The organism is Chloroflexus islandicus, assembly GCF_001650695.1.
In the GTDB taxonomy this organism is placed as follows: Bacteria; Chloroflexota; Chloroflexia; order Chloroflexales; family Chloroflexaceae; genus Chloroflexus; species Chloroflexus islandicus.
The window spans coordinates 49,381-57,007 of record NZ_LWQS01000053.1 but is presented as its reverse complement, the minus strand read 5'-3'; the positions used below and the strand labels follow the sequence as shown (position 1 = coordinate 57,007).

The following is a 7,627-nucleotide window of genomic DNA, read 5'->3' as shown; positions in this document are numbered from 1 at the left end:
AGCGGGCTTCGTAACCCTAGCCCGGCCCTTCAGGGCCGGGCGCCAGATCAGATGCTCTGTCCGCCCTTGCACCCCAGTGGGGGAGGGGCTGGGGGTGAGGGCATCAGCCCGCGCAGCGGGCTTCGTAACCCTAGCCCGGCCCTTCAGGGCCGGGCGCCAGATCAGATGCTCTGTCCGCCCTTGCACCCCAGCGGGGGCGGGGCATCAACCCGCGCAGCGGGCTTCGTAATCCTCGCCCGGCTCTTTGCCGGGTTCCAGATGAGCGGTTCCGTCCGCCCCTCTCCCGCGCCAGTGGGAGCGGGGCTGGGGGTGCAGGCACACCAAAGCATCGCAACGCCTTCACCCCCATCCGGAGCGCGGGCCGCCGGCCCGCCGCCGCAGCGTTGCCAGTTACGGTCGCGCCGCTAACGTCACCGGCACCTCGATCTGCTCGTTGCCACGCTGAATCGTCAGCGCGATCCGTTCGCCAACCGTAAACTGGTCAAGCAAACCGATAAGCTGATCGCTGGAGACGATCGGCACGCCATTGCACGCCAAAATAATGTCACCACCGATCCGCACCGGCAGACCGCGATACGTCTCGGTTGTATTGCCACCCCGCAACCCAGCCTGTTCCGCCGGACTATTCGGCTGGACTGTCCCCACCAGTACCCCACGGTTGACCGGCAACCCAAACCGGTTAGCAAACAACGTGTCAATCGTGGTCATACTCACGCCAAGCCATGGATGGTCGTACCGTCCTTGCCTAATCAGCACTGGCGCCACGCGCGCAATCGTCTGCGCCGGCACCGCATAGCCAACCCCCTCGAAATCACGCCCGCCGAGGCTAACCGCAATCGCTGTATTGATCCCAATCACTTCGCCACGCAGATTGAGCAACGGGCCACCCGAATTGCCGGGATTGATCGCGGCATCAGTCTGGATGACGTTCGGAATGCTGAAACTGCCGAAGCTGCGGGTTGGCCCGCGCAAGGTGCGGCCCAAACCGCTCACCACCCCCACCGTGAGCGTGTTCTGCTCGCCAAACGGGCTACCGATCGCGATCGCGGTCTGCCCCACCTGCACTGCCCGGCTATCACCCAACGGCAACGGCGTCATCCCCTCGGGCAAGCTCGTCACTTTAATCACGGCCAAATCGCTATCAGGATCGCTGCCAATCAGATCGGCAATCACCGTCGCCCCATTGGCAAAGCGCACCTGTATTTGCACGGCGCCGTCTACCACGTGATGGTTGGTCACAATATGGCCCTGATCGTCGAACAAAAAGCCAGAACCCTGCCCGGTCGGCCCATCAGGCGTAATCGGCGGATGGCCCGGCGGCAAATTGGCGCTCGGATCAACGACCACATCGAGGCTCACCACGGCTTGGCTGGCGCGTTGGTAGAGCGCGATCAGCCGTTGTTCGTACTCAGTCAACGCAGCCTCAGCCGTAGGCGCCACCGGCGCGGAAGCGATTGGCGGCAACGGCGCATCGGTCGGGCGCACCGGCGGCGCCGTCGGCGTTGGCGCAACCGCTGCCGGTGAAGCCGGCACATCAACGCGCGCGCAGCCGGTGAAGAGGACAGCCAACAATATCAACCACCAGAAACGCATAGGGCGATCTCCTCACTTGATCAAGCGTGTGGATGGAGCAGATGAATCTCCTCCCCAATACTGGAACCGGCGCATTCGGCGCACCCACAGCCGGCGCATCCGCCAACCGGCTACCTACTCCTCGATAGGTGACGCATAGCCGCACCACATGATAAAGGCAACAAAACCGGCGAGAGGTTGTCAGGATACCCCTCTCGCCGGCCTCATCATTGTAGGTTGTGTCGCCGTGCCAGACACTATCCGGCTATGCGTGACGGCACCGGCCACAAGCCGGGCCAAACCGAAGCGAAGAAGATGCCCGCGGCAAAACCGGCTTGCACACCATTGAGCAGCAACAACCAGAGGGGGGCAAACCACCAGCCACTGTAATGACCAACAATCTCAAGCGGCCAGAGCAAGAAGGGCATAGCAGCGATGATGAACCGCAGCGGCCATGCCAGCGAGCGATAGGCGCGCAATATCGCCGGCGCACGCTCTCCGATGCTTAGGCGCGCCAGCCAGAGACCGATCGTGGCCCCCCAGCATCGGGCGCAAACCGCCATCGGCCAGCCCAACAACCAAAACGAACGCTCCGGCGTCGGGCAAATATAGGCGGCCAGCAGATCGCGGGCCAGCACCCCGGCATCGCTCACTAGCGGCAACCCGGTTGCGCGGAAGAGCGGTGATGCAATCGGGCCAAGAAAGAGAATCCACAGCAAGAGATCAAATACCCACCGTGGCCACGGGCGGATTGGCTGCGGGGTGGACAAAGCGTATGCAGTCATAGAACCATTCTAGGCTTGAACAGCATCTATCTAGTACAAACATCACTGACGGGTGAGTGACCAAGCACAGAACCATCTTTTGCATCTAGCCAGTACAAACCAGACCACCCCAAGCATCTAGCCAGTACAAACCAGACCACCCCCTCAACGGGCCTGCTTCTCCAACCGGCGCACATCCCACCAGATACGCGGCAAGCATGCCACCTTTTCGCGCAAGGTCAAATACGCGCGGCGGGTATAGGAATCATACCGGTTTGCGACGATTTTATCAAGGATGCCCCGGTAAACACACGCCGCAGCGGCAACCGCAAAGCGCACCTCAACCGGCAAGAGCGCAATACCGGGCCAGCTCTCTTCGTACAAGCGGTGAGCGCGTTCGATCTGAAACTTCATCAACGCGATAAACCGGTCATCATAGACACGGGCCAAAATATCATCAGCAGTCAGGTCAAAGCGCGCCAACTCGTCTTCGGGCAGATACACGCGCTGGCGACCGGCATCTTCACCAATATCGCGCAGAATGTTCGTCAACTGTAACGCCACTCCTAGCTTAATCGCATACGGTGTCGCGCCGGGAGCAGCGCCGGTAATCCCGATCACCAACAAGCCTACGACCGAGGCGACCCGGTAGCAATAGAGCCAGAGATCGGCAAAGGTGGCGTAGCGCGAAATCGTCAGATCCATCGCGACGCCGGCCAACAACTCATCGATCAGGTGAGGGGCGAGATTGTAGCGTTGGCAGGTATCAGCCCATGCCAAGAGCACCGGATGCGAAGTGTCAAGGCGCGGACGGCGGGCAACCCGCACCCATTCAGCGAGAGCGCGAGCTGGATCAGAAGTTGCCATATCCACCGTATCATCGGTTGTGCGGCAAAAAGCGTACAAGGCCCGCACTGCCCGGCGCTGCGGCGGCGGCAGAAACTGCGTGCTAAAGAAAAAACTCTTAGAATGGCGCCGGATGATCTGGTCGCAGATGGCGTAGGCCTCAGCCAGCGAACGAACCGGCGGCGGCGGGAGTTCATCAGCATTCGACGAGGCAGGCAGATCGCTGAGGTGGAAGAGCTGGGCAAGCTGCTCATCAGCCGGCAGAGCTTGGCTGACCGGTAATCCGTTCCCGCGCGTGATGATCGAGATCGAATTCAGCGACACACCGCACTCCTTTTGTCACATATTCACGCTTATTTGTACTATACGCAATCTTGCGCGTACAGGCAAGCCCGAATCAAGCGTTATTGGCCCGGATCGCCAATAACGCTTGCCCTCCTCGCACACCATTAGCGACTGCGACTCAGGAGTGCCGCGACGTTTTCGACCGCTTCCTGTGCATCGCGACCCAAGAATGTGCCCGGCATCTTATGCGTCAAGATCGGGTTGAGGTTGAACGCGCGACCGCCATAGCCAAAGAGCGGTGTTGGTGGCGGCAGTTGTTGCAATGCGCGCCCAATTTCGAGCAGTTGGGTGGCAGTTTCGGTGGTCGAAGCTGATAAACAGACCAAATCAGGCTGAATGTGGCGCACCGCATCGAGCAGATCTTTCACGGGCACTTCCGGGCCAAGATAGACGACTTGCCACCCGTGCCGCACAAGGAAGACGGCCAGCATCAGCGCGCCGAGGTCGTGCTGTTCACTCGGAGCGCAGCCTACTACCACCAATCCGCGGCCTTCGGTCACGTTGTAGGTATTAAACAGGCTCGACAACTTGCGCCGGATGAACTGGGTGGCAAAATGTTCGGCGGTCACTGAAATCCGCCCAGCGTGCCACTGCTCGCCAATCTCGATCATGGCCGGCTGGATCAGCTTCAGGAAGACATCTTCGAGCGGGTAAAGCGCGAATGCTTCACCCAGAATCTGTTCGGCACGGGTGGCGTCAAAATCGGTCAGCGCGTTGATGATCCGCGCCTGCATGCGATCCCACGTGTGCGGTTCCGTATCAACCGCGGTATTCAGCCACGAGAGACTCGTCTCGCTTCCGTCAACCATTAGCGCGATCGCTTGGCTAATGGTTAATCCTTCCGCCGTGCGATCCCGCAGCCAACGAATCGTGGCAATATCACGCTCGGAGTAGAGGCGGTGGCCGCCTTCGGTGCGCTGTGGACGAGGCACGCCGTAGCGGCGTTCCCATGCGCGGAAGGTGTCGGCCGGCACGCCTGTCTCCTGTGCGACAGCCTTGGTGTTGTATCGCGGCTTGTCTGAAAATTGGGAGAGAAAATGTTGCGGTGCCATCGTTCCGCGACCCTTCCCAGCGCTCAAGCTGTGCTGTAGCGATGGCGCATAATCTTTACACCCGATCCATTTCGTACCACGGTTCACAATTGCGTGTGCGTTGCCCAAATCTATTTAGCGTTGCACAAGCCTTACGCTAAGCGTGGTACAATGTTGTCAATATTGTAGCATGTTGCACAATCACTGTCAATAAAATGCACAATCATTCGCGATATAATCTCAGCGCTGCGCGCTGATTGCAACCATCACGATTATGCGTGTACTGATCACCGGAATTAACGGTTTTGTTGGCGGCCATCTTGCCGAGTATTTGCTGGCCAGCGGGCGCTGGGAGGTATGGGGGCTGTCGCGCTCGCCTGCGCTTGCGCTGCCCGAACTCGCCGGCAAGGTGCAATTGGTGCAAGCCGATCTGGCTGATGCCGAGGCGACGATGCGCGCGCTGGTGCAGGTGCGGCCACATGTCATCTTTCATCTGGCCGGCCAGCCGTTCGTGCCTGAGTCATTCCGCGATCCGGCCGGTACCTTGGCCGCCAATACGCTCGGCGCACTCCACATCTTTCTGACCTTGATCGAATACCGTATGGCCACCCGGGTGCTGGTGATCGGTACGAACGAAGAGTATGGCAAAATCGACCCCGCAGATTTGCCGGTCGATGAGGATACCCCACTACGCCCAACCAGTCCCTACGGCGTCAGTAAAGCGGCCCAGAGTCTGTTGGCGTTGCAATACCACTATAGCCATGGGCTTGATCTGGTGCGGGTACGCCCCTTTACCCATATCGGCCCGCGCCAAAACGAGCGGTTCGTAACCGCGGCCTTTGCCCGCCAAATCGCTCGCATCGAACTCGGGTTGCAACCGCCGGTCGTGCAGGTGGGCAATCTTGCTGCGCAACGCGATATTTCCGATGTGCGCGATGTGGTTGCGGCCTACGCGCTGCTGGCCGAACACGGCGAGAGCGGCGCCGTGTACAATGTCGGGTCGGGAAAGGCCGTAATGGTGCGCGAGTTGCTCGATATGCTCTTGGCTGAATGCACGGTGCCGGTCGAGGTGCGGCTCAATCCTGAATTGATGCGCCCGATCGATATTCCGCTCGTCGTCTGTGATGCGAGCCGCCTGCGCGCGCGCACCGGCTGGCAGCCGCGCTATACCCTGCCAGAGACCCTGCACGATATTTTGACCTACTGGCGCCAACGAGTCCGCGCCGAGGCGCTGGCGGCTGCTGGCTAAGAAAATCGTCACCAAACCGCGAACGATTGGTAAGCTGTTTGTGGTCTACCGGCGCTATACTGCGCCTAGCCGTATCGGATATCGTTTAGTTGGCAAACCTATCAACAGAAACAATGCTATGAAAGCAGTCATTCTGGTTGGCGGTCAGGGTACGCGCTTGCGTCCCCTCACTTGCCGCACGCCGAAACCGATGTTGCCGCTGGTCAATCAGCCGTTCATTGAGTGGATGCTCTTGCGCTTGCGCGATTATGGCATCCGCGAAGCGATTCTCGCCGTGCAATATCTGGCTGACCGCTTCCGTGCTGCGCTTGGGGATGGTTCCCGTTTAGGCATGAAGCTGCACATTATCGAAGAACCTGAACCGCGCGGCACTGCCGGCGCAGTCAAGCATGTCGAGCATTTGCTAGATGGCACCACCTTTATCTTCAATGGCGATGTAATGACCGATCTCGATTTACAGGCGATGCTCGATTTTCACCGCGAGCGCGGCAGCAAGGTGACGATCTCGCTCACGCCGGTGGATGATCCCACCCAGTTCGGCTTGGTCGAAACCGACCGTGATGGCCGGGTGCGCCGCTTCCTCGAAAAACCGCGGCTGGAAGATATTACTACCAACCTCGTCAACGCCGGCACCTACCTGATCGAGCCAGAGATTTTCCGCTACGTGCCGCCAAACCAGTTCTATATGTTCGAGCGCGGTCTCTTCCCCGTCGTGTTACAGACCGGCGACCCGATGTACGGCTTTCCTTCTCGCGCCTACTGGACAGACATCGGCAAACCGCAAACCTACCTCGATGTCCACCACGATATTCTGATCGGCAAAGTGCAGTACCATTTCCGTGGCCAGCAGATTGGCGAACGGATCTGGGTCGAAGGCGAGGCCGAGATCCATTCCAGCGCCCAAATTGTCGGCCCGGTAGTGATTGGTCACGGCACGCGGATTGGCCGCGGCACACGGATTATTGGCCCAACCGTGATCGGGTCGCACTGCGACATCGGCCCCGAATGCCAGATCGAAGGCGTGGTGATGTGGGATGGGAATGTGATCGAAGAAGGCGCCACGCTGCGCAATTGCGTGCTCGGATCGGGCAACCGCATCGGCGAGCGTTCGCACGTGACCGATGGCGCCATCATTAGCGATGAATGCCAGATTGGGCAAGACAACCGGCTCGAACGCGGGATCCGGATCTGGCCGGGTACGGCGCTGGGTGATCGGGCCATTTCGTTTTAGAGGCCGTGAGCAATAGGACACGGGTTCGCACGGATTGAGACGGATTTACACGGATTTACACGGATCGAAACCGTGAGAATCCGTATCCATCCGTGTGTATCCGTGTCCTCGCGCTACACGATTACGAACAAGCTACGAGCGTTTCGCCAACAGATCGCGGATCTCGGCCAGCAATCGTTCGCTCGGCGTCGGTTCGGGAGGCGCCGGCGGCGCGGCTGGCTCAGCAGGCTTGGCGAGCATCCGGTTGGCCGTGCGCACAATGAGAAACACCACGAAGGCAACCAGCAGGAAATTAATCACTGCGGTCAGAAAAGAACCATACGCCAGCACAGGCCCCGCCGCCTGCGCTTCGGCCAGCGTCGTTGCGGTTTGGCCAGCCAGCGGGATGAAGTAATTGCGAAAATCAGCCCGCCCGCCGATGATCAAACCAATGATCGGATTGATGATATCGTTGACCAGTGAATTAATGATCGCAGTGAATGCCGCGCCAATAATTACGCCAACCGCGAGATCAAGCACACTCCCCCGGCTAATAAACTCGCGAAATTCCTTGAGCATACGAACCCCTTCCTGCGCGCGCCATAGCACG

Annotated in this window: 7 protein-coding genes; 2 read left to right on the top strand and 5 right to left on the bottom strand. The window is 59.7% G+C overall.

Annotated features, from left to right (window positions below; genetic code table 11):
- Positions 1 to 390: 390 nt before the first annotated feature.
- The 4 genes from A6A03_RS10270 to A6A03_RS10255 all read right to left on the bottom strand — a co-directional run bounded on the left by A6A03_RS10270 (position 391) and on the right by A6A03_RS10255 (position 4,579).
- Positions 391 to 1,593, bottom strand: coding sequence for a S1C family serine protease (locus A6A03_RS10270; RefSeq protein WP_082908955.1), 1,203 nt, complete (start codon positions 1,591 to 1,593; stop codon positions 391 to 393).
- A 236-nt stretch (positions 1,594 to 1,829) separates the two neighbouring features.
- Complete coding sequence (locus tag A6A03_RS10265) at positions 1,830 to 2,357, bottom strand: DUF2085 domain-containing protein (protein WP_066787470.1); 528 nt, start codon at positions 2,355 to 2,357, stop codon at positions 1,830 to 1,832.
- 144 nt (positions 2,358 to 2,501) lie between these two features.
- Positions 2,502 to 3,506, bottom strand: coding sequence for a phytoene/squalene synthase family protein (locus A6A03_RS10260; RefSeq protein WP_066787466.1), 1,005 nt, complete (start codon positions 3,504 to 3,506; stop codon positions 2,502 to 2,504).
- A 125-nt stretch (positions 3,507 to 3,631) separates the two neighbouring features.
- Positions 3,632 to 4,579: a MerR family transcriptional regulator gene (locus A6A03_RS10255; protein ID WP_066787464.1), complete on the bottom strand. Its 948-nt coding sequence runs from the start codon at positions 4,577 to 4,579 to the stop codon at positions 3,632 to 3,634.
- 253 nt (positions 4,580 to 4,832) lie between these two features.
- Between A6A03_RS10255 and A6A03_RS10250 the strand changes: the two genes are divergently transcribed.
- The gene (locus A6A03_RS10250) at positions 4,833 to 5,807 is read left to right on the top strand and encodes a GDP-mannose 4,6-dehydratase (protein WP_066787461.1); all 975 of its coding nucleotides are present in this window, start codon (positions 4,833 to 4,835) and stop codon (positions 5,805 to 5,807) included.
- A gap of 118 nt (positions 5,808 to 5,925) precedes the next feature.
- Positions 5,926 to 7,038, top strand: coding sequence for a nucleotidyltransferase family protein (locus A6A03_RS10245; RefSeq protein WP_066787458.1), 1,113 nt, complete (start codon positions 5,926 to 5,928; stop codon positions 7,036 to 7,038).
- A gap of 132 nt (positions 7,039 to 7,170) precedes the next feature.
- On the opposite strand, the gene mscL is transcribed toward A6A03_RS10245, so the two are convergent.
- Positions 7,171 to 7,596, bottom strand: a complete 426-nt coding sequence (gene mscL / locus A6A03_RS10240) for a large conductance mechanosensitive channel protein MscL (RefSeq protein WP_066787455.1) — start codon at positions 7,594 to 7,596, stop codon at positions 7,171 to 7,173.
- Positions 7,597 to 7,627: the final 31 nt, after the last annotated feature.

Excerpts from the sequence above, each read along its gene's own strand:
- A6A03_RS10265 (WP_066787470.1), bottom strand. The coding sequence starts at position 2,357 with ATGACTGCATACGCTTTGTCCACCCCGCAGCCAATCCGCCCGTGGCCA.
- mscL (WP_066787455.1), bottom strand. The coding sequence starts at position 7,596 with ATGCTCAAGGAATTTCGCGAGTTTATTAGCCGGGGGAGTGTGCTTGAT.
- A6A03_RS10270 (WP_082908955.1), bottom strand. The coding sequence starts at position 1,593 with ATGCGTTTCTGGTGGTTGATATTGTTGGCTGTCCTCTTCACCGGCTGC.
- A6A03_RS10255 (WP_066787464.1), bottom strand. The coding sequence starts at position 4,579 with ATGGCACCGCAACATTTTCTCTCCCAATTTTCAGACAAGCCGCGATAC.
- A6A03_RS10245 (WP_066787458.1), top strand. The coding sequence starts at position 5,926 with ATGAAAGCAGTCATTCTGGTTGGCGGTCAGGGTACGCGCTTGCGTCCC.
- A6A03_RS10250 (WP_066787461.1), top strand. The coding sequence starts at position 4,833 with ATGCGTGTACTGATCACCGGAATTAACGGTTTTGTTGGCGGCCATCTT.